General features: G+C 32.9%; 22 protein-coding genes. All 22 read left to right on the top strand.

Translation table 11 applies throughout. The features are described 5' to 3' along the window. Positions 1–932, top strand: a 932-nt coding sequence (locus tag ACQKN4_RS24415; RefSeq protein ID WP_427485108.1) for a hypothetical protein, incomplete at its 5' end; no start/stop codon positions are given. A gap of 1,155 nt (positions 933–2,087) precedes the next feature. Further along, complete coding sequence (locus tag ACQKN4_RS24410) at positions 2,088–2,420, top strand: hypothetical protein (protein WP_427485107.1); 333 nt, start codon at positions 2,088–2,090, stop codon at positions 2,418–2,420. A gap of 23 nt (positions 2,421–2,443) precedes the next feature. Next, entirely contained in the window at positions 2,444–3,511 is a 1,068-nt protein-coding gene (locus ACQKN4_RS24405) for a hypothetical protein (protein ID WP_427485106.1), read from the top strand. After that, on the top strand, positions 3,512–4,819 hold the full coding sequence (locus ACQKN4_RS24400) for a LamG domain-containing protein (RefSeq protein ID WP_427485105.1): 1,308 nt from the start codon (positions 3,512–3,514) through the stop codon (positions 4,817–4,819). It abuts the gene before it with no gap. Positions 4,820–4,902: 83 nt separating this feature from the next. Then, positions 4,903–6,126: a discoidin domain-containing protein gene (locus ACQKN4_RS24395; protein ID WP_427485104.1), complete on the top strand. Its 1,224-nt coding sequence runs from the start codon at positions 4,903–4,905 to the stop codon at positions 6,124–6,126. A 17-nt stretch (positions 6,127–6,143) separates the two neighbouring features. Continuing rightward, complete coding sequence (locus tag ACQKN4_RS24390) at positions 6,144–7,346, top strand: discoidin domain-containing protein (RefSeq protein ID WP_427485103.1); 1,203 nt, start codon at positions 6,144–6,146, stop codon at positions 7,344–7,346. Positions 7,347–7,415: 69 nt separating this feature from the next. Next, positions 7,416–7,601, top strand: a complete 186-nt coding sequence (locus ACQKN4_RS24385; RefSeq protein ID WP_427485102.1) for a hypothetical protein — start codon at positions 7,416–7,418, stop codon at positions 7,599–7,601. Between the two features lie 102 nt (positions 7,602–7,703). Beyond that, positions 7,704–8,606 carry a discoidin domain-containing protein gene (locus ACQKN4_RS24380; RefSeq protein WP_427485101.1) on the top strand — a complete coding sequence of 301 codons (903 nt, stop codon included), beginning with the start codon at positions 7,704–7,706 and terminating at the stop codon, positions 8,604–8,606. Then, complete coding sequence (locus ACQKN4_RS24375; protein WP_427485100.1) at positions 8,607–9,536, top strand: LamG domain-containing protein; 930 nt, start codon at positions 8,607–8,609, stop codon at positions 9,534–9,536. It abuts the gene before it with no gap. A 75-nt stretch (positions 9,537–9,611) separates the two neighbouring features. Continuing rightward, entirely contained in the window at positions 9,612–9,899 is a 288-nt protein-coding gene (locus tag ACQKN4_RS24370) for a hypothetical protein (protein WP_427485099.1), read from the top strand. Between the two features lie 402 nt (positions 9,900–10,301). Next, positions 10,302–10,883 carry a hypothetical protein gene (locus ACQKN4_RS24365; RefSeq protein WP_427485098.1) on the top strand — a complete coding sequence of 194 codons (582 nt, stop codon included), beginning with the start codon at positions 10,302–10,304 and terminating at the stop codon, positions 10,881–10,883. Between the two features lie 42 nt (positions 10,884–10,925). Continuing rightward, positions 10,926–11,255 (top strand): hypothetical protein, encoded by a 330-nt coding sequence (locus tag ACQKN4_RS24360; RefSeq protein WP_427485097.1) that lies wholly within the window; start codon positions 10,926–10,928, stop codon positions 11,253–11,255. A 17-nt stretch (positions 11,256–11,272) separates the two neighbouring features. Then, a complete protein-coding gene (locus ACQKN4_RS24355; protein WP_427485096.1) occupies positions 11,273–12,340 on the top strand; it encodes a hypothetical protein in 1,068 nt (355 codons plus the stop codon). After that, on the top strand, positions 12,341–13,756 hold the full coding sequence (locus tag ACQKN4_RS24350) for a LamG domain-containing protein (RefSeq protein WP_427485095.1): 1,416 nt from the start codon (positions 12,341–12,343) through the stop codon (positions 13,754–13,756). Next, complete coding sequence (locus ACQKN4_RS24345; protein WP_427485094.1) at positions 13,757–15,046, top strand: discoidin domain-containing protein; 1,290 nt, start codon at positions 13,757–13,759, stop codon at positions 15,044–15,046. It begins immediately after the preceding gene. After that, positions 15,046–16,260: an SPRY domain-containing protein gene (locus tag ACQKN4_RS24340; RefSeq protein WP_427485093.1), complete on the top strand. Its 1,215-nt coding sequence runs from the start codon at positions 15,046–15,048 to the stop codon at positions 16,258–16,260. The genes ACQKN4_RS24345 and ACQKN4_RS24340 overlap by 1 nt, the downstream gene beginning before the upstream one ends. Positions 16,261–16,280: 20 nt before the next feature. Next, positions 16,281–16,526: a hypothetical protein gene (locus ACQKN4_RS24335; RefSeq protein WP_427485092.1), complete on the top strand. Its 246-nt coding sequence runs from the start codon at positions 16,281–16,283 to the stop codon at positions 16,524–16,526. 99 nt (positions 16,527–16,625) lie between these two features. Then, entirely contained in the window at positions 16,626–17,405 is a 780-nt protein-coding gene (locus tag ACQKN4_RS24330) for a discoidin domain-containing protein (RefSeq protein ID WP_427485091.1), read from the top strand. 24 nt (positions 17,406–17,429) lie between these two features. Next, entirely contained in the window at positions 17,430–18,602 is a 1,173-nt protein-coding gene (locus ACQKN4_RS24325; protein ID WP_427485090.1) for a discoidin domain-containing protein, read from the top strand. A 49-nt stretch (positions 18,603–18,651) separates the two neighbouring features. Continuing rightward, positions 18,652–19,857, top strand: coding sequence for a discoidin domain-containing protein (locus ACQKN4_RS24320; RefSeq protein ID WP_427485089.1), 1,206 nt, complete (start codon positions 18,652–18,654; stop codon positions 19,855–19,857). A gap of 1 nt (position 19,858) precedes the next feature. Continuing rightward, entirely contained in the window at positions 19,859–20,776 is a 918-nt protein-coding gene (locus ACQKN4_RS24315) for a LamG domain-containing protein (RefSeq protein ID WP_427485088.1), read from the top strand. A 44-nt stretch (positions 20,777–20,820) separates the two neighbouring features. Beyond that, positions 20,821–22,293 (top strand): LamG-like jellyroll fold domain-containing protein (locus ACQKN4_RS24310; protein WP_427485087.1); only part of this gene is annotated, 1,473 nt, incomplete at its 3' end.

Genomic DNA, 22,293 nt, shown 5'->3' with positions numbered 1-22,293 from the left:
ACAAATGGTATGTATGGGATAAAGAATCAAGTAAATTTGTGGTAGCAGATACCTCTACTGAGCAAGACATCATGAAAAATGGTATGACACATAAGGACTTAAACAATTTAACCGATAAGCAATGGCGCACATGGAAAGATGAATATATTAATATTGGTATGTTCTTAGTAGATAACCCTCGTGACACAATCAAAACAATTGTTGAAACAGTTTCTTTTGAAGACTACTTACCTCGTGATACTTCAACTATTAAGAACACAAGTTTAAATATCATAAACACTACTGCAAAGATTGATATTGAATTTAATGGGAATGTCCTTAAAGGTATTCTAAGTGATGATGATTTAACTCGTGTTCAATATCGTGTTCTATTAAACGGTGGAAACTACTACCCTTCCGATGGAAGCTTTACAAAACTTGGTGCATCACCTCAGAATATCGAACTAGCAATTGGTAGTAAAGATATTAAGATTGATGATTGGAATACGCTTAAAGTAGAGTTCCAAGACTCTTTTGGTACTACTGATTATTGGTCAAGGCAATTCATGGGAACATATTCAGGTCTTATGTTCAAAGATATATATGGTCAATACTTCTCTAATGAAATCGGTGAGGTTCTACAATACCTTGATTTTGGTATCATTATTGCAGGTCAAACTACACTTGAACATGAGATTGTACTGAAAAACCAATATGGATATGATGTTAAAGATATTCATTTGTATGCTAATACAGCAAACTTCCCGACAGGAATGACTTGTGAATTTAGTACAAGCCAATCTCCTTTTACACCTCAGCCTGATTTAAGACTAAGTGGTGTGCTAAAAAACAACGAAGAAATACCATTCTTCATTCGACTAAAATCTGAATTAGGCGCAACACCTGACGCAAACGGTTCTTTTGATATTATCGTGAGAGCAGATAAAGCCTAATCACAAAAGGTTACGCAAAACAAACTTGCCAACATTGATTACATCACAATCAAAGAAGACAAAGATAAGTTCTACTTCTAAACATGCACATATGCAAACGAAGCTTCCGCTAAACAAAAGATGAAAGACTTGAAAGTTCTTTGGGTTGGCTCAGTAAAAAGCATAAATTAATTAAATTTTAAACATCTCCTTAGCGTTTTTGTTAAGGAGAATTTTTTTGTTTATTTGACAGAACCACTTGGAAGTAACATTCGCAACTGGTGACCGCAATGGTGGTGATAGAAACATAACAGGAAATATTGAAGCTGTTAAAGATAAAAACAAGTCAGTTGTTAAATTGCCACGGCGTCAGCAGGTAAAAAAACTGTTAATGCAACTTGTCTCATATTATTACACACAAAAGTTATATAATTGTATCAAAAGGATAAAACATTGATTTTATAGGGTAAGGGGCTTTCTCCCCTACCCTATTTTTTATGTTTTTCTAGAATACTTCAATACAAAGAAGGAGATTGATAAAAATGTTATTCACAAATTCAGGAAACAATCAAGCAATCAGTATTCCCTATAACTGGGACGCTAATTATGCAAATGGTAAAAACTTTTGCTTAGTACAACCTACTTACGCATAAGAAAAGCGATTTCTATTTAATACAGAAAATTCAGGTCATATGTTTTGATTTGTTCGGTCAAGGGATGAAACTATTCTTCGCAATGTCCGATGGTTCCTTTAACTTAAATGGTAGAAGAATTGAAATTGAGTACATTGATGATGAAGATGGAAAAACATATCATTTAACAACAAACACTTTGAAATCAAAGACCTTATCACATATAAAGAAACCTTTACAGATTTCAATAATGTACAAGGGCTACAAAAATCTAATTTAAAGTCAATTAACTTTGGTTACAAGACAACTTAAACGAAAGATGATACTCAATTATTCTTATTATTCTTTCAGCCTGTTGTTTCACTTCCCTTTAATGAGAGTGCTTTTATTGAAGTTAAAATAACTTCTAACAAATCAATGAATGGTCATTTGGAATTCAAATCAAGAGGGATAGAAATAGAACGCTTCTATGCCCCTTTAGAAGCCCATAGAGCAGGTCAAATGAATTTGGTAATCATTAGTTAACTAAGAAAGGAAAATCTCTATGAAAAGATTTTGGTTACATCTACCTGATAAAAATGATTCCTTAGAAATAACTACCACTAATAACAAGTTATCTTTATTTGAGTCTTCCAATGAGAAAGTCTACACAATAGACATAGGAAAATACTCACTTGAAAAATTAATAGACAACCTTGTTAGCAAAGGCTTAAATGCCAAAATGGGAGAGATTAAATCTCCTAAAAACACAAAATTAATTGTGTTGTTTTCAGAAGGCTCATTCACAAACGTAAGTGGTAATTTTGTTACCTTTATTGGTGGTATTGAATCTATTGATACAGGAGATAGACAAGAAGGTAATATAATCCATACTTAATACTAAGAAAGGAAAATGTAATTATGGCTCTTATAGGCGGAAATACAGAGAAGAAAGAAATAGGCTTATCTATCGGTGTCTCAGGAACACATGATAAAACTAAAATTAACAAAGACACAGGTTTTTTAGAGTTAGTTGATATAGATGTAGATGGTGATGGAAGACCTATCTATGTAGAACAAGGTTCTTGGACTTCTGATGTTATTGACTTAGGCGATATTTTTCAAGACTTTGAGAAAGTATTCTCAGACAGCACAGTAAATGGAGCAAGCTCATTCACTGTATTAACAAGAGTTTCTTCAAATAATTATGATTGGTCTGATTGGGTTGCTATTGCGGAAGATGGAACAATTCAGTCTGAAACTAAACAATATATTCAGATGAGAATAGACTTATTAGCAGGGTTTGTGTCTGATGTTTTTCTTATAGCTAAAAGCGATTTTAATATCAACGAGTTTCTTGAAGAAAATGAAGTAAAAGCAGGTAGCTATATAGTACCCAAATTAACATCAAACACATCTTCCACAGAAGGATTCCCCTTTTCCTCAGGATTTTTCAGTGCAAGTTATAGTAATTGGCACGCTTTTGATAAAAGTACAGCAACTTACTTTTGCACTATTGCAGGTCAAACAAGTGGATCTTTAGGATTCAATTTTAACAGTAAAAAAAGAATAACTAAATACAAACTTACAAGCCCTAGTGCTAGTGGTCAAATCAATTATATGCCTAAGAATTGGGCTCTTCAAGGGAGCAATGATACTACAGATGGTGTTAATGGTAATTGGAAAGACTTAGATAAACAGACTAATCAAATATGGACTACAGTAAGCACAGAAAAAGTATATGTATTATCAAATAAAACTAAATATCATGCCTACAGAATTAAGTGGTCTGAAAATAATGGTAATGTAACTTATTCAGGCATTGGAGAACTAGACTTTTACGAGGATGGAACAACTTCACTAAAGCTCAAACGTGATTACTCATATGATATGAAAATGGATATCAAATGGTCAGATGAAGGAAGTTTGCACAGAATGAAAATTACTCGTAACCAATGGCAAAGAATTGACAGAATTGAGGTGTTGTAAATGGACATTGTGACAAGCTATGACCATTGGGGTGGAAAAGGCGATAGAAGAAAAATACTTAGTGGTAACCCAGAAGTATTTGATGGAACCGAATCTACCTATATGTATTATGGCAACCTTGCACAAATTAATATAGACATTATTTTTAGTGGTCTAGAAGGAAAATTGTATATTGATGGCATTAAGGTGATTAGAACCAACTATGGTTTTATTAATAAAGAAATACTATTGAATGGTAAATATATAGGAACTTTTAATGATAATGTAGACTCTCCACTACCAATGTTAACAATAAGGAAAAACGATAAGTTAACAATCAGAGGGAAAAACAATCAAACAGGTGGAGGAACATACCCAACCTATATCAGAGAAATAGAACTCAAAACATATTTCGTTCCTGATAAGTCTTTTATTTATCATGAAGGAGAGTACAAAAAAGTTAAACGAGAAGAAGTTAACTCAGTGTTCTACAATGGTACAAGTTCTTATATGAGAACAACAAAAGTTCACAAATATAACGTAGTGACATTAGAAACTTGGGTTAAACCATATGTAATTTCTAGCTCATATCAAGATATTATGTCAAACGTTGAAAATGGAGGACACTCTATAGGTCTTCTAAATGGAAAAGCTTATTCAAGATTTTATTTAAATGGTGCTTATAGATATTGCTATGGAAACGAGCTTCCATTAAACCAATGGTCGCATATAGCAACGACATTTGATGGCAACACCATACTATTTTATATAAATGGTGTTAAGGTGAGTGAGCTAAAATATAGTGGAGAAGTTTCAAACACATCTGCTATATTCTCAATAGGAGCTAACCCTGCTGTTACTTCGGGTTATATAGAGTATTTTAAAGGAGAAATAAAAGATTCAAGAATTTGGGATGTTGCTAGAACAGAATTACAAATATCAACAAACATGTATCAACTCTCTGAAAAAGATAGTATGTCTGATAATTTAGTAGCATGGTATCCACAAGACGAAACATTTGGTACAGTGTGTAAAGATAAAAGTAAGTATGCCGGTGATGGAACTTATTCAAACACTACTATTTTATCTGAATACCTCCCGAAAAGAATAGTATCATTTTCTAACACTCTCCCTAGCTCTACCCAATTTTTAGAACATGGTATATCCCTAACACCCCTATTTGACAGAGAGGTAACAGAATTAGAACCTACTGAAATGACACTTAAAAATGACATCTTAGTGTCAGGAGAAGTTGGAAAAGTGTTCAGCAAGCCAATTGACTTAAGAAAACATTTCGATATTAGAACTATCAGAACTGAGGTGAGGTGAGGTGAGGTGAGGTAATGAATGATAGAGTTATATGGGATATAAATAATATGGATATAAGAAGTATTAAAGTAGAGGTGAAATAAATGGTAATTACAATAGATGGGAATTGGAGCAACGGAAGTTTAAGAACAGGCGTTTCTAACCTTGGAGGGGTCACTACCAATGGGCTTAGAAGACTAGGAGATGGTATATTTTATTGTGAAATTCTTTCTGAAAACACAGTGAGTTATAAACATATAGGTGTTGCAACCCCTCTTAATCAAAGTTGGATTAGCTACGGAAAGTTCACTAATGCCCTATATCCAATTGGCTCAGCAGTTGCCGGTGCAACATATGGTATTCTCCTTGACTTAACAGGTACAGTTGGAAAGTTCAGTTGGAACAAAGATGGTGGAGAATTTTCTAGTTGGATTAACTTAATTGATTCACAAGGAAACACGATTAAAGATTTTAGATTAGGTATAGTCGGAAGTTCTTCAGGTGGAGGCACACAATATTTTACCCTCAACTATAATGCAAAAACATTTAAAACAAAACATAGTGATATTTTAGGTGTGGCTAAAGGAGAAGTTTACACTTTTGATGGCTCTGAGAAACTTCGGTTAGAAAAATCTCTGTTTAAATCTAAAAATAAGACATATTCACTAAAATTAACTGACACTTGGCACAATCTTAAAATGACCTCTAATGATACCCCTTCTCCTTTGGTAGCTAGTGCTAGTAGCATTTGGAGTGCCACTTTCCCTGCTTGGAAAGCATTTAATGGAACAAATAATGATAGTAATGATTGTTGGGTAACAGTTGGTGGCTCAATAGCAGGTTGGGTTCAACTGGATTTCGGTTCCCCTAAATACTGTAATCAAATAAAACTTACTTCCAGGTCTGGAAGTACAGCAAATGCTTGCCCAAAAGATTTCACAATAACTGCATCAAATGATGGTATAGTTTTTGACAAGATAGCAAATATCACAGGACAAACAAAGTGGGCATTAAATGAAACTCGTATGTTTACATTTAAAAATGCTAAAAAATATCGCATTTATAGATTATTAATAATTTCTAATGATGGATATAGTAGTTATAGTGCTATTGGACAATTACAATTTGGATATAAAGGCAACACTATGATTGGCTTACCTAAAAGTTCACAAGATAACTTTATTAAATATGGTCAAATAGAGCTATTAAAACTAAATGAGCCTATACCAATTAAAAACTACCTTTTACAACGCAAAGTTTCGGAAAATTCAGAAGAAACACGAGCAACAAAATTAGATAGAAAACCTTTAAGTATAGGTTTTAATTAGAGAATTGAGGTGAAGTAATGGCGGTAAAACAAATATCCTTCAAGTGTACTAAAGCAAGCTCTTATTACACTATAGGAGGTGTTAGATTCTATGATAGAGAAGGAAACATTTATCCTATACAATTTTCTACAAAAAATAGCGCAACATCAAATGTATTCTATATTAAAGGAACTGACATAACAGGAACGGTAAATACTACAAATAGTTGGGGTACTTATTATTATGTAGATTCTCCATTTGATACTGATAAATCAATTGTTACTAATTATCCAAGCATTAATTATTGGCTAAGTAACTCCGCAGATACTATAAAAATATCCTTTAATACTCCTATAGCTATAAGTAAAATTGACTTTGTTCCATATTGTGCTAATGGCACAGATAGAAAACAAAACTCAGTTGAAGTTGTAGCTATAGGTGAAGATGATAGCATATTACTACAAGAAATGCACAATACTTCAACGTATGTAGAAAACCAAGTCTACTCTATTCAAACACCAAATCTAACTTATTACGACAATTTTTTGTTAAAATCTAACAATAAGATATATTCTATTAAATCAACCAATACTATATATGAAACAAAAATGACATCTAACACTGTACCTTCCCCATTCGTTGCTAGTGCAAGTAGTGAATATAATTCTAATTATTCTGCTTGGAAAGCTTTTAACGGGACAATAAATACAAACCAATATGACTATTGGTGTACAAACAATATTGCGACAGGGTGGGTTCAAATAAAATATGACTCTAAAAAAATTGTAAATAGAATAAGATTAACAAGTTCAGGAACTACCGCTGAGGTTACAAAAGGAACACCTAAAGACTTTAATATACTAGCTTCTAACGATGGTACGAATTTTGTCAAACTAGGAAAATTTAGTGATCAAACAAATTGGGGCATAGCAGAAACAAGGGAATTTACTTTTTTTAATATGACAGCTTATCAATATTACAGACTGGAAGCCCTTAGTAGCAATGGAGCAACCTATGTTAGCATAGGAGAGATTCTATTTGGATACAACTTAAACTTGTTATATTCATTACCAACTATATCTCAACAAATTTTTGTTGATTATGGTTATACTTCATTAACAAACATAAGTAGACCAATATTTAATGAAATATATATTTTACAAAACCATGTATCAAAAAACGAGGAAGGTCTTTGGGCAACTCAATTAGATAAAAAACCGCTCACTATTAGTTTTAAATAGTTTTAAACTATTTATAATAATGCTGAGTTTTTTTGACTTCTTAATACAATAAGAAAAGAATAATTTTTAATGGCAACAATTGGACAAGCCTTAACTGCTCCTGAGAACGGTTGGAAAAGATATAATGGCAACGATATTTTATTTACTTACTCAGGTAGTTATACTTATGGAGCAAACTCTAATTATTATAAATCAAATAGAACTCTTTTAAACGAAAACGGTATGATAGCTTTCAATTTCACAGGAAATAAATAGAGAATTATAGGAGTTTCGGGAAGTTCTTCTGATTCTACTAGTGTTAGTATTTTTATAGATGGACGAGAGCATATCATAAACCCAGTAGCACAAAGCTCTATTATGGTTTTTCAATCTTTAGTTTTTGAGAAAAGCTCTCTATCAAATGAAGAGCATAATGTACAAATAAAAAATAATCATTCGAAGTATTTCGCATTTGACTGTATAGATATAGATTCAAATGGAGAATTGAAGCAATTTAAGAAATACATCAAGAAACTAGCACTTAAAAATCCTAGCGATTGTGATAAGATATATTCCCTATCAGAAAACACCCTAATTCACCTTCTAGATAGCTCAGATAAGAACATGATTTTACATGGTATTGAACAAGGTAAAGAGATTCAATTAGATATACCATTTGATAAACATAGACACTTTAATGACACACCTGTTGCTAATGTGAGTGGTAAAGTGTTTACACATGACATTGGTAAGGTTAATACTTTGAACATCATAGAGATTGGAGAGAAAAAGAAATTTGAGTCTATCTATACTTGGTACAACACAAACATGACTTCTGATACTGCTCCTGCCCCACTTGTTGCGAGTGCTAGTAGTGTTAACTCAAGTATATATGGGGCATCTAAAGCTTTTGATGGTAACACAGTAGATAGTTCATCATATAACACGTGGGCTTCTGCATCTGGTCAACACCTAGAGTCATGGTTAAAACTAGATTTTGGAACAGAGAAGAAAGTGAACCGTATAGCTCTAACAGCTCGTAGAATTGAAAATATTGACCAAATGCCAAAGACCTTTACTATAGAAGGCTCAAATGATGACACACAATGGGCAGAACTAGGCAGCTTTAGTAAAGATGATTGGCAAGGAATAACAACATATATATTCAATCTAAAATATGGTAGCTATAGATATTTCAGAATAGTAAACCATACAACAAACGGTAGTAACGTAGCGTCATGGTGCGAAGTTAAATTTGGATATAAAAGAGAGGTGAAGTAAATGGCAACAACAGAGCAATTAATGGAACATTATGGTGTCGCATGGTTTGGATTTGATGAAGCAAGTGGAAACGTTGTAGACAAGCTAGGTAATGGCTATACAGGCACAGTTACAGGAGCTACTAGAGTTAGTGGTTGGAATGATGAAGGTCACGCAATGGATTTTAACGGTAGCAATCAATATATTACTACTAATTTTAAACCGCCAACAGGCGAATTAACCGTCAGATTCAAAATTAAAGTAAGAGGAGACTTTTCTCAGCAATACAATGTTTTTTCAACGCAAGGATGGACTACAACAGGTAACGGTATTGATATAGCTATAAGAGGTACTGACCCTATCAATAATGGAAAGGTAGTAGTAAGGGTTAATAACACATCAAACCCAGTATTCTCTGATAAGAAATTAGAGACTGATAGATGGTATGATATTATGGTTTCAGTCAATTTTTCAAAACAGGTTTGCCATATTTATATTAATGATAGTATATCATCTATTGGATTCTTAGACCAATTAGTTACTAGTCATACTAATAATCTTGTAATAGGGCGAACATCTATCAATAATGCTAATCAATATCTTAATGGGCAATTAGATGATTTACAAATCTACAACAAAGCTCTCTCCCCTTCTGACTTCACACAAAAACGTTTATTAGTTAAAACAACAGACAATAAAAACCTTGTTTTATCCCCTAACACAACTCGTGTAAAAGAGATTCCAAACACAGCAGAATATATGATGTTAGCTCAAGGTGGAGTTATAAAAGAGATTGATTCATCAGTTAAAACACCACCTATTGATTTTACTAAAACCACAACTGAATATGAGATTGTGACTAATAACAAAACACCACTAGGTAAAGGCAGAATGTTTACTATTCCTATCAGCAATGATTTTAAAACTGCAATGATTGAGGACAACTATTAAACTAGTTGTCCTTTTAATATGGAAAAATACTGGAGGTCAATACAATGGCTAATAGTAAAGAGAATTTAAACAAGTATGTTAGGATTGACCTGTGAGTTTAGTACAAACCGATCTCCTTTCACACCTCAGCCTGATTTAAGACTAATTGGTGTGCTAAAAAACAACAAAGAAATGCCATTCTTCATTCGACTAAAATCTGAATTAGGTTCAACACCTGACGCTAACGGTTCTTTTGATATTATTGTGAGAGCAGATAAGTTCTACTTCCACATAGGCACATATGCTTCCGCTAAACAATATTTTCAAAAGATGAAAGACTTGAAAAATTCTTTGGGTTGGCTCAGATATAAAAGCATAAATTAATTGAAATTTAAAGATCTCCTTAACGCTTCTGTTAAGGAGAATTTTTTTGTTTATTTGACAGAACCACTTGGAAGTAACATTCCCAACTAATGACCGCATTGGTGGTGACAGAAACATAATAGGAAACATTGTTGAGGTTATAGACTGTTGGTTTAATGTTCGTGTAGATAGTTTGGGAGAAGTGGAATTAAAGATAAAAACAATTCAGTTGTTAAATTGCCACAGCGTCAGCAGGTAAAAACTCGTTAGTGCAACGTGTTTCTTACCGTTACATGTAAAAGTGACATAATTATATTCAAGAGATAAAACATTGATTTTACTGGGTAAGGGGCTTTCTCCCCTACCCTATTTTTTATGTATTTTTTAAAGAAAACTTCAATGCAATGAAGGAGATTGATAAAAATGTTATTCACAAATTCAGAAAATTTTCAAGCAATCAGTATTCCCTTTAACTGGAACGCTGATTACGCAAACGGCAAAAACTATGCTGAGTATGACCTACTCACGCATAAGAGCAATGATTTCTATTTAATTCAGAAAAATCAGGTCATACGTTTTGGTTTGTTCGGTCAAGGGATGAAGTTATTCTTCGAAATGTCCGATGGTTCTTTTAACATAAATGGTAGAAGAATTGAGATTGAGTACATTGATGATGAAGTTGGCAAAACATATCATTTAACAACAAACTTTGAAAACAAAGACCTTATCACATACAAAGAAGCTTACGCTGATTACAGCAACGTTCAAGGTATTCAGCAATCAAATATTAAGTCAATTAATTTTGGCTACAAAACAACTTACACGAAAGAAGATACTCAACTATTCTTCCAACCTGTAGTTTCAATTCCTTTTGATGAAAGTGCTTTTATTGAAGTCAAATTAACTTCTAACAAGTCTATGAATGGTCATTTGGTATTCAAGTCAAGTGAGATTGAAATAGAACGCTTCTATGGCCCTTTAGAGGCCATAGAGCAGGTCAATTAAATTGGGTTATCAAATTAGTCACTAAGAAAGGAAAATGCTCATATGAAAAGATTTTGGCTTAATCTACCTGATAAAAACGATTCATTAGAAATAACAACAACAAACAATAATCTTTCTTTATTTGAGTCTTCAAGTGAGAAAGCATACACAGTAGATGTAGGAAATTACTCACTAGAAAAACTAAGAGACAATCTAGTAAGCAAAGGATTAGACGCTAGAATTGGAGAAATCAAAGCCCCTAAAAACACTAAACTATTGGTGTTGTTCTTAGATAGCTCATTCACAAATGTAAGTGGTAGTTTCATTACCTTTATTGGTGGTATAGAGTCTATTGACAAAGGCGACAGACAAGAAGAGAATATAGTTCACTAAGGAAGGGAGATGCTCATATGGCTACAATAGGTGGTAATACAGAGAAGAAAGAAATAGGCTTATCCATCGGTGTCTCAGGAACACATGATAAAACCATGATTGACAAAACAACAGGCTATCTACGACTAGTCGATGTTGATGTCGATGGACAAGGAAATCCTGTTTATATAGAACAAGGCACTTGGACTTCTGATGCAATTGACTTAGGAGATATTTTCCAAGAGTTTGAAAAAGTTTTCACAGACAATAAATTAAATGGCGCAAGTTCATTCGCTGTACTAACAAGAGTTTCTGACAATGGTATAAATTGGTCTGAATGGATTGCTATTGCGGAAGATGGAGCAATTCAATCTGAGACTAAACAATACATTCAAGTGCGAATAGATTTGTTTGCAGGGTTTGTGACAGATGAATTTATTATAGCAAAAAGTGATTTTGAGAAAAACAAGTATGTTGAAGAAAAGGTGGTACGTGATGGTAGCGCTTTAATGCCCACTTTAACATCAAATACATCTTCCCCACTTGGTTTTGCTTTTGCTTCTAGTGAATATAGCGCTTCATATTCACCTTGGAAAGCTTTCTCTGATTCAGGCTATTATAGTTCATCAACTAATATTATAAGTGGTTTTTTAGGATTTTATTTCAAAAGTGAAGTAAGAATTACTAAATACAGGCTCAGAAGTCATAGTGGAAGCGCAACCTATTTAAACTCCATGCCTAAGAACTGGGTTCTTCAAGGAAGTAATGATACTACAAATGGTATTAACGGTACTTGGGTAAATTTAGACACACAAGCTAACCAAATTTGGACGACAGGAGACACCGATAAAATATATAGCATACAAATAAAAAATAAATATAATGCTTATAGAATTAATTGGTCTGCAAACAATGGTAATTCAAGTTACACAACTTTTGGAGAGCTAGATTTTTATGAGGATGATACAACATCACTAAGCCTTAAACGTGACTATCAATATGACATGACATTAGATAAAATTTGGTCAGACACAGGAAGTTTACACAGGCAAAAAATCACTCGTGATGATTGGGTGAAGATTGATGAATTGAACGTGGTGAAATAAGTGATTAACAATATTTTATTAGAGAATATAAAAACACAGATAGCTATGGATAAGTATGGATTGTATTGGTATCAATTTAATGAAGTGTCAGGAAACGCTACAGATTCAAAAGGAAGCCCATATATTGGAACATTATCTAATGCAACTCGTGTAACTGGATGGAATGGTGAAGGGAATGCTATTGACTTCAATGGTAGTTCTTTAGTAACTTTTAACAACAGCTTAATGACATATGGTGAGAAAACTATTGTTCTAAGATTCAAAACGTCATCTCTCAATAATATGTATATTTTTGAAAATTATGCAACAAACACAGTAAATCAGACTGGCTATAATTTAGGTATAAAAGAAGGAAAACTTCTTATGAGGCGTTTTACATCAACTGGTGCAGGGGCTACATATGCTTTTGATATAAGGTCTACTGAGACATACAATGACAACCAATGGCATAAAGTCATGTTTACTTGGAATGGAAATATAAATCAAGAGGCGAAACTTTATGTTGATGATATGTTAGTTGGTTCTCAAAAGTCAACAGCGAATGAAACCAGTGTAAACTTCGCCACTCAGAACCTTGTTATGGGAGGCTGTAAATTAACAACATATAGACAATATTTCACTGGTCAAATAGATGATTTTCAAGTGTATAACAAAGTTCTTACTCCTAGTGATTTTACTATAGATAAAACTTTTATTTTACATGATGGTGAATATAAGAAACTAAATCCAAAGAAGCCTGCCAAAGAAAGCATAAATATCTTACCAAAGATGGTTGACACCAATGAAAATGACTTAATGAAGGTGTATACTAACAGGACTATGTACAACCCTACTTATGTAGCTTTTGATGATTCTAACAGAGAGGCAAGAACTGTAAATCGCTCAGGAACAACTAGTATCATATTTACTATGGAACTAAAAAAAATAAAGCCTATTATAGATAGTATTATATTAAATTTTTACTATGTTAGGGATATTATTTTCTATGGTGTAAGAGATAATGGAGAGAGTGTTGAACTGTGTAGTTCTGATAGTATTACTTTCTCAAATAGTTTCATAAAAGAATTTAAGTTTAACAATACAGAAGCTTTTTCAAAATATGAAATACATCTAAATGGTGGAGAAAGTGGTGAAATAGGACTTAAAAGCGTAAAGTTAATTCAAAAATATGAGCCATATATTCCTGCTTATTGGTCAACAATATCTAACACTATTCCTACTTCAACACTATTCCTTGAAAAAGGAATGAACACCATCTCTCCCCTATTAGACAGAGAGGTAGCAGAACTAGAACCACTCCAAATGGTACAGAGAAATGATGTTTTAGAAAATGATGAAATTGGTAAGGTGTTTAGTAAGCAAATAGATTTAAAAAAGTATTTTGACATAAGAAGTATTAGAACTGAGGTGAGATAAGTGAACGAAAAAATTTGGTATGATATTAAAATGACATCTGCTAACACCCCTTCTCCTTTTGTTGTGAGTGCTAGTAGCATGTTCAGCTCTGCCTATGATGGTTGGAAAGCATTTGATGGGCTGTTAGTTAACGATGGTGGCAATGCTAGATGGCTTACATCAAATGGTACAAAGACTGGTCATATAACTATTAAGCTAGACCAATTGAGAATAATAAATTTAATTCGAATAGATATGTCTCAAAGTGGTGCTACCTTATTTCCAACTCAAATGGCTATTCATGGCTCTAATGATGGTGCAACATTTAAAAAGATAGCAAGTTTTAACAGACCAATAGAGAACATATCAGAACAAGAGTTTAATAATAACACACCATATTTATATTACAGAATAGAAATACTAGCGAATAATGGTGGTGCTTACACAGGTTTAACAGAAGTTAAACTAGGGTATGTAAATCAAAAGAAACCGATAAATAAAACACTTATTTTACATGATGGTGAGTATAAAAAGTGCGTTCCACTTTCTCCTGAGAAGCAAGAAGTGTGGTCTGATGATTCAGTTAATATAGTTCAGAAAATGACATCTAACAATTCTGCTAATCAGATTGCTTATATGTCATATGGTGGTGGTAGCGTTAACACTAGAGTTGGCTCTGCGTTCAATGCTTTCGACTATGCTTCAAACAGTAATATAGTTAGAACAAGTGTAAGTCCAAAAGGATTTTTGTCTATAGTATTTAATGAAGGTAAAGAGATTGGAGCTTATTCTTTATATGGCGAAGTAAGAAGTAGTGCAGACCCTAGAGATTTCACTTTAGAGGGTTCTAATGACACAACAAATGGTGAAGATGGTAACTGGACAGTAGTTGATACAAGAGTCAATGTATCTTATCAAATGAATATATGGAAGAGATTCGAACTAAATGAATCAGTTTCCTATAAAGCCTATAGATTAAACATTACAAGAACTTATTCTCCTAATTCAGATGCAGTAATAATAAGTGAGATAATGTTTCATCCACCTAAAAAACTACTATCTCCATATGAACCTGAAAAAAAATCTCATTGGAAAGTTGTTTCTGATGCTTTACCTAATGAAGATTTATTTATATCAGAAGGAATGGACAATCTATCTCCCCTACTTGACCGAAAAGTAACAGAATTAGAACCATTACCAATGACAAATAAAAGTGAGATTTCAAATGGTGATGTAGGGAAAGTATTTAGTAAGACACTCGATTTAAAGAAGTATTTTGACATAAGAAGTATAAGAATAGAGGTGAAATAATGATAGATATTGATAAAGTCACATGGGATAGCGCAAAAATTAATCATAGCGCTACAGTATTTAGCAATAATGACTTGACAGCTTATATAAAACATTCAGACCAAACTGTTGTGACAAATTATCCTAAAAGTAGTGGGAAGTGGTACTTTGAGCTAAAGATGGGTTCTATATTAAATGCTATGGTAGGAATTGTATCAGTAAAAAGTGGGTATGGAAGTACCCATAACTCTACACTAAGTAGATATTATGCAATAAATGGCAGTAAAATTGAAGGCAATACATCACAGTCATATGGATTAGCATATTCTAATAACGATACTATTGGTATCGCACTGAATCTAGATGATGGCACTATTGAATTTTATAAAAATGGTGTCTCTCAAGGTATAGCATTTAGGACTCTTTCTGAACTAGGAGAAGTGTACCCTGCATTTACAACAAATGACACAAGTAGTAGTATCACAGTGACCGCAATCTTTGAGGAACAATTATTCAATTACCCTATTCCAAATGGATATAAACCTTATGGGCTTCTTCCTTATTCAAAAATACTTCTTAAATCAAACAATAAGATTTATTCAATTGAATCAAATAATTCCTTATACAAAACATATATGACCTCTGATACTGTCCCTGCTCCATTAAGGTCGAGCGCAAGTAGTGTTTATATAAATGCTTCTTCATATCAAGCATGGAGAGCATTTAGTGAATCAACAAATAATTGGATGGCAGACAACGTTCCACAATGGGTACAACTAGATTTTGGTAGTAAAAATATCTTTAATAGAGTGAGGATAAAAAGCTCTAATGAAGCAAATCAATCACCAAAGAGATTTCAAGTGCTTGGCTCAAATGATGGTAGCAACTATCATGTTATACAAGAGTTTTCAGTAAACACGTGGGAAGCCAATACATGGAAAGAGTTTTACTTTAAAAAGAGTGATTATACTGTATACAGAATCAATGTTCTAGAAGTTTATTCTCCTAACACTTATAACAGGGTCTCTATAAATCAAATAATATTTGGCTTAGATAGTAATGTGTTAATAGAGCTTACAACATTAGATATTGAATATGGTCAACAATCATTATTAGAACTAAATAAAACAATGATTAATAAAAACTACCTTTTACAAGTTGAAGTTTCTGAAATTTCAGATAATATATGGGCAAAGCAGTTGGATAGAAAACCATTGAGTATAGGATTTAATTAAAGAATTGAGGTGAAGTGAATATGGTGAATTTCTTAAATGTAAAAAGTGAGACAAATAGCATTGACCAAGATTTGTCTAACGTATTCAAAAAAGGTACACTTGATTTCTTTAATACTACCTTCAATATGTTACCTCCAAAATCTTGGTTAGAGATAAATGTATCATTCAACACAAGATTTGATATGGTTTTAGAATATATAGAAGTTTATGTTGGTGATGGCTCTTATGCCAACCAACCATACGTTTTTGAGGTGTATAGTGGCTGAATAAAAATAGCTGAAAGGATAGGGGTAGATTGGGCTAAGTCAGAAAACACAAGAATAGTTCCAACCAATAAGTCTGTAAAGAATGGTCAACTAAAGATTATGATACAGAACTACGACAATCGTTCATATCCTCTTATTATCCCTCATATTTCTTTTTACGGAGATAATGTTATTCAAGAAGGATATTTATTACAATCAAACAATAAAACTTACTCATTAGAATCTCTTTACACAAAATATGAGACAAAAATGACCTCTAATACAGCTCCTGCGCCTTTTGTTGCTAGTGCTAGTTCAATTTATTCAACTAGCTACCCTGCTTGGAGAGCTTTTGCTAGTTCTAATCCTACAGGTGCTTTTTGGTCGACTAGCGCCTATCAAAAAGGGTGGATTCAGATAGACTATGGAACACTAAAAAAAGTAAACATTCTATCTTTATTTTCTACAAATGAATCAGACATTAATGCACGTATAAGAGCGCCCAAAAAAATAGAGATACAAGCTTCCAATGATGGCACTACTTTTGAATCACTAGCTGTTTTTGATAACATTCTATATACACAAGCTAACGAACAAAAAGATTTTAAGTTTGATAACGAAAGAGAATATAGATATTACAGATTAAATGTTGATAACAAATCTAGTGGCAGTTATGTTGGTGTTGGTAAGATACTATATGGCTATAAGAAATCATTGCTCACAGAAATACCTAGTGTTAGTGCAGATAACTTTATTGAATATGGTGCAGATGCAATTAGAGATTTTGATTATATTCTAATTAATAAAAACTACATTTTACAAGATGATGCTTCAAAAAATTCAGATGGGTTGTGGACAACACAGTTGGATAGAAAACCTTTAAGTATAAGTTTCAAATAAAGAATTGAGGTGAGGAAAAACACTATGGGAACAACTATAGTAGAAGATAGCAATTGGGGCTGGGGTACAAGAACAGGAACGTTGAACTATTCAGTCATGTATCTTTATGATAAATTATTTGATTTTACTAATTGCACTGTAAAAACTATACAATTAGATTTAAGTAGCACCGTTAATAAATCAATGAATATGTACTTTGTCTCAGAAGATTTGAAGACAGTTGTAAAATACCACTATGTTAGCAGTTTTACAAATAATGGTACTATTGATTTAGACATTGATATAGAAAATGACCCTGTTTTTCAAAATAATAAGAGACTTTATATCGCTTTTACGCTTCCAAATGGCGTGTCTAGTAACGCTTTTGTAAACAATGCTCAGACACAAACGAGAAGTATAACTGCTTGGAGTTCAATATATGGTTATGTATATAACAAAGATGGAGCAGTATTTTCAGGAAATTTCACTAATCCAACAACGCTTGGTTTCAGACTTAAACTAGTTTATGAAAATTCATTGAGCAATAAAATATTATTACACTCTAATGACGAGACTTACTCAATAGAATCAATCAACACTCAATTTGAATTTCAAATGACCTCTAACACTACTCCTTCTCCTCTGTCGGTTGGCACTAGTAGCCAAAATTCTTCCTACCCTGCTTGGAAAGCCTTCGATGGAAAGTCAGATACTTTTTGGCAAATGAATAATGGTACAGCTACAGGATATATATACACTAACTTTGGTGAAGAGATTGTAGCAAACACTCTAACTCTTACTGCTAAAGATAATGCAGTAGATACAATGATAAAAGAATTTAGAATATCAGGAACAAATGACAACACAAATTTTGATACATTAAAAACCATAAAAAATGAAATTAATTGGGTTGACGGTGAAACAAGGAAATACCATTTTAATAATGAAAAAACATATAGATACTACAGGATTGATATAGAATCTAACAATGGTAACACTGTTGCAAGTGCGATAGCAGAGATTCAATATAGCTATGAAAAAGATAATATTATTAAATTACCTTTTTTAACTAAGAAGAATTTTATTAGTTATGGACAAGAAGAATTTAATAATTCAAGTGTTGTTTATAAGAACAAAAATTATGTTCTTCAAGAAAATAACAATAGTTTTCTGACAAGTAAACTAGATAGAAAACCACTCAGCATTAGTTTTAAATAGTGCTAGTTTTTATTTTGACTTCTTAATACAATAAGAAAGGAATGATATTATGAGCAATATAATTTGGCATGAAACAAATATGTCAAACTACAACTATCCTTCTCCATATGTTATTACTACCAATAACGAAAGAGCTGGTCATGAAGCATGGAAAGCTTTTGATAATATATTGAATAATAATCAATGGTCACCTAATTCACCTTCCAATGGTTGGGTAATGATAGATTTCGGCAAGGCTTATCCATTCACTAAGCTAAAATTAAAAAATGGGAACACCAATACAACTGCTACACCAAAAGATGTTAGAATAGAAGCTTCTCATGATGGAATAGTTTTTAACGTAGTAGGTAGTTTTACATTACCTCAAATTGCTAGCGACACTATATGGGACACTTTAGATATAAATTCAAATGAACTAAGCTACAGATTTTATAAGATTTATTTATTATCTAATTATGGTCATAGTAGCGTCACTCAACTTAGTGAAGCTATGTTTGGAGCGATAGATTACAGAAGGGTCATTGTTAAAAACCCAACAACAAATCAACATTACTCTCTATCAGATAACACTCTTATTCATCTTCCTGATAACACAGCTAAAAACATGATTTTACATGGTATTGAACAAGGTAAGGAAATTCAATTAGATGTACCTTTTGGCAAACATAGATTCTTAAATGACAAACCTGTTGCTAACGTAAGTGGAAAAGTGTTCACACATGATATTGGGAAAATCAATACATTGAATATCAAGGAATTTTTAGAGAATAAAAGTATAGTAACTACTTGGTATGAAACAAACATGACCTCTAATAATACCCCTTCTCCATTGGTAGCTAGTGCTAGTAGTGAATACCGTGGATACAGTGCATGTCTAGCTTTCGATGGAAATGCTGAAAGTGATGGTGGTATGATATGGGCTTCTGCCACAGGTCAGGCAATCAACTCATGGATTAAATTAGATTATGGTGAAAATAGAGAAATAAACACTGTATCTATAGTACCTAGAGCTGAAAAATACCTCTCTCAACAAACACCAAAAGATTTTATCGTTGAAAGTTCTAATAATGATAGTAATTGGTCTACACTAGGTAAATTCTCTGTCACTAGTTGGAAACCATCTACTGAATTAACATTGCCTTTAACTCACTCTAATAGTAGATACTATAAAATAACAGTTTTAAGTGTATTAGATGGAACAAATAACAATGCTTCGCTTGCAGATATTAAATTTGGATTAAGAGAGGTGAAATAATATGGCAACAACAGAGCAACTAATGGCACATCGTGGTGTCGCATGGTTTGGTTTTGATGAAGTAAGTGGGAATGTTACAGACAAGCTAGGTAATGGCTATACAGGCACAGTTACAGGCGCAACTAGAGTTGAAGGTTGGAATGGTGAAGGCTCTGCTATGGATTTTAATGGAGTCAATCAGTATGTTACTTTTAATAGCCCCATTCTTCCACTGGGTGCAAAAACCATTAGGTTTAAAATGTTAAACAGACAGAATAAAACAACTAGTAGAATTATTTGTACTTCTTCTAGTACTACTGTAGGAGATTTAAGTATAACTCTTACTGATAATCTCCTTCAATTATCTATAAGACACTCTGTAGGTTCTGTCCATAACTTTATTGAAGCGATAGACTTAAATAAATGGTATGATATTATGATAACTTTTGATGGTGCAACAATAGGTAGCAATATAAGAATGTATGTAAATGATAAAGAAAAATTTCATGGATTATTAACATCTAATGAGCAATCAGGTATTAATATGAGATTAGGTAATATTGCTAGTACTTTAATTGCAACAGACTATTTTAATGGTCAACTAGATGATTTTCAAATCTACAATAAAGCTCTCTCCCCTTCTGACTTCACTCAAAAACGTTTAGTAGTTAAAACCTCAGACAATAAAAATCTTGTTTTATCCCCTGAAACAGCTCGTGTAAAAGAGATTCCTAACACAGCAGAATATATGATGTTAGCTCAAAGTGGAATAGTAAAAGAGATTGACTTAGCAGTCGATAGACCACCTATTGATTTTACTAAACTTACAACTGAATATGAAATTGTGACTAATAATAAATCAGTATTAGGAAAAGGTAGAATGTTTACTATTCCTATTGGTAGTAATTTTAAAACAGCCATGATTGAGGACAACTATTAAACTAGTTGTCCTTTTAATATGGAAAAATATTGGAGGTCAATACAATGGCTAATAGTAAAGATAATTTAAGTAAATATGGTAAAGCATTTATTGGTTTTGATGAACCTAGTGGAAATGTTATGGATTCTATTGGTGGTTACACTGGAACTATATATAACACCCCTACTCGTGTAACAGGTTGGAATGGTAAAGAATACGCAATGAGTTTTAATGGTACTAATCAGTATGTTTCATTTAAACCTGATTTAATAAACATAAATAATAATATTACAATAAGATTTAAGATAAAAATACCACAAATACCTTCTACAAATCGAGCTATAATGGGTAATTTAAGAGGAGCAAATTACAATGGATTTAGACTAGGAATACTTAGCGGAACAGGTCAACCGTATATTTACTGTTCAAACTCCAAAGGGGTGATTCTAGAAAGTTTCGGTATTGGTAGTAATATATGTGATAATCTATGGCACGATATTATGGTGGAAATAATGAAAGATGGCAGAGTTAAATACTATTTAGATTCATTTAATAACCCAGTTTATAGTAATTCACTATCTCAGCCATTTGACCTTGTACAAGACTATGATTTTGAACTTTGCAGAAGAGTTTATCACAACGACATGCATTTGGATTGTCAACTAGACCAAATTGAAATCTACGATAGAGTAATCTCCCCTATTCCTGATAAATACTTAGTTCAACACAACTCAGATTACAAATACCACAATGGTACTAATTGGCAATCAACTACACCAACAGAAGAAAACTTCATTGAATATGGAATGAACAATCTTAACCATATCAAAGAGAATCAATGGAAAGAACTATCAGGAGATAAATCAGTGGCTATGTGGTCTGATTTTGAAGATAAACAATTTACATCTGTTGTATTAAATAAAAAGGATTTCAAAGCACAGGATTTACTAGGTGATAATCCTCAAGCAATCTACTACACAGACTCAGACACTTCCCTAATCGCTGTAGAGACAGGTGTTGACCCTTATTCAGTGTATGACTACATCGGTGAATTACCTACTGTAGTGGCTTATACAGAGTCTACAGACGATATTATTGTATCGACAACTACTGAGCCATTCGACATCTACGAAGAATTTGGTGATAGTGTTGAGGTTCTTTATTACACAGATGATGAAGCCGTAAATGAAGCAGATTTAATCTTAGAAGCTAATTGGTCGCCTATTGACGAACTAGAAGGTGACTTTGAAGTTGTGACATGGACGGATGAAGCCCCTGAGACTGCTCAAAGAGTACTTGAGATGAAAGCTATCCCACAACCTCAATTCATTAAACTACTCAATCCTAAGCGTGTTTACGGTTCTTTAGATGATGTGTTCGTCAATGACATTTCTCAATCATATCGTGATGAAGCTCGCTACTTTGTTGCAGGACACACACCTGACAAATGGTATGTATGGGATAAAGAATCAAGTAAATTTGTGGTAGCAGATACCTCTACTGAGCAAGACATCATGAAAAATGGTATGACACATAAG

This window comes from Lysinibacillus sp. NPDC093692, assembly GCF_050280125.1.
Taxonomy (GTDB): domain Bacteria; phylum Bacillota; class Bacilli; order Bacillales_A; family Planococcaceae; genus Lysinibacillus.
The sequence above is the reverse complement of the archived record's forward strand: the minus strand, read 5'-3'. Positions and strand labels throughout refer to the sequence as shown.